Below are 1,068 nucleotides of genomic sequence, written 5' to 3'. Positions count from 1 at the left end.
GCGCCAGTCAGGATTCAGTCAGGCCGATGTGGATGTGATGTTACGTGAAAATCCCTCTCAATTTTTCCAATAAGGACAGACTCATGAAAAAGATTGGCGTTGCAGGCTTACAGCGTGAGCAGATTAAAAAAACTATTGAAGCGACGGCTCCTGGCTGTTTTGAAGTTTTCATTCACAACGACATGGAAGCGGCAATGAAGGTGAAATCCGGGCAACTGGATTATTACATCGGCGCGTGTAATACCGGTGCGGGCGCGGCATTGTCGATTGCCATCGCGGTGATAGGCTATAACAAAAGTTGCACCATTGCCAAACCAGGCATTAAAGCGAAAGACGAGCATATCGCCAAAATGATCGCTGAAGGAAAAGTGGCGTTTGGCCTTTCCGTTGAGCACGTCGAACACGCGATTCCGATGCTGATTAACCATCTGAAATAAAAGGCACGACTATGGATCTGTATATTCAGATTATCGTGGTGGCGTGCCTGACGGGTATGACATCGCTTCTGGCGCATCGCTCGGCGGCTGTTTTTCATGACGGCATCCGCCCGATCCTGCCGCAACTGATTGAAGGCTATATGAACCGTCGCGAGGCGGGGAGTATCGCTTTTGGTCTGAGCATTGGTTTTGTGGCCTCGGTGGGGATCTCTTTTCCCCTGAAAACCGGGCTGCTCAACGCATGGTTACTCTTTCTTCCTACCGATATCCTCGGCGTCCTGGCGATAAACAGCCTGATGGCGTTTGGTCTTGGCGCTATCTGGGGCGTGTTGATCCTTACTTGCCTGTTGCCAGTAAACCAGCTGCTGACCGCGCTGCCGGTGGATGTATTAGGTAGCCTGGGGGAATTAAGCTCGCCGGTGGTTTCAGCTTTTGCACTGTTCCCGCTGGTGGCGATTTTCTACCAGTTTGGCTGGAAGCAAAGTCTGATCGCCGCCGTGGTGGTACTGATGACCCGTGTGGTAGTCGTGCGCTATTTCCCACATCTTAACCCTGAATCCATCGAAATCTTTATTGGCATGGTGATGCTGCTGGGGATCGCGATAACTCACGACCTGCGTCATCGTGATGA

3 protein-coding genes are annotated in these 1,068 nt (G+C 51.4%); all 3 read left to right on the top strand.

Annotated elements, in window-relative coordinates:
• The coding region (locus R7Z41_RS24730; protein WP_411913150.1) for a hypothetical protein at nucleotides 1-73 on the top strand (73 nt) is incomplete at its 5' end.
• 10 nt (nucleotides 74-83) lie between these two features.
• Nucleotides 84-437 (top strand): DUF2620 domain-containing protein, encoded by a 354-nt coding sequence (locus R7Z41_RS24355; protein ID WP_000719728.1) that lies wholly within the window; start codon nucleotides 84-86, stop codon nucleotides 435-437.
• Between the two features lie 11 nt (nucleotides 438-448).
• On the top strand, nucleotides 449-1,068 hold a 620-nt coding region (locus R7Z41_RS24350; protein ID WP_318141686.1), incomplete at its 3' end, for a YhfT family protein.

This window comes from Vibrio sp. 1457 (genome assembly GCF_033340195.1).
In the GTDB taxonomy this organism is placed as follows: domain Bacteria; phylum Pseudomonadota; class Gammaproteobacteria; order Enterobacterales; family Vibrionaceae; genus Vibrio; species Vibrio alginolyticus.
This window is presented reverse-complemented; position numbering and strand designations above follow the sequence as displayed.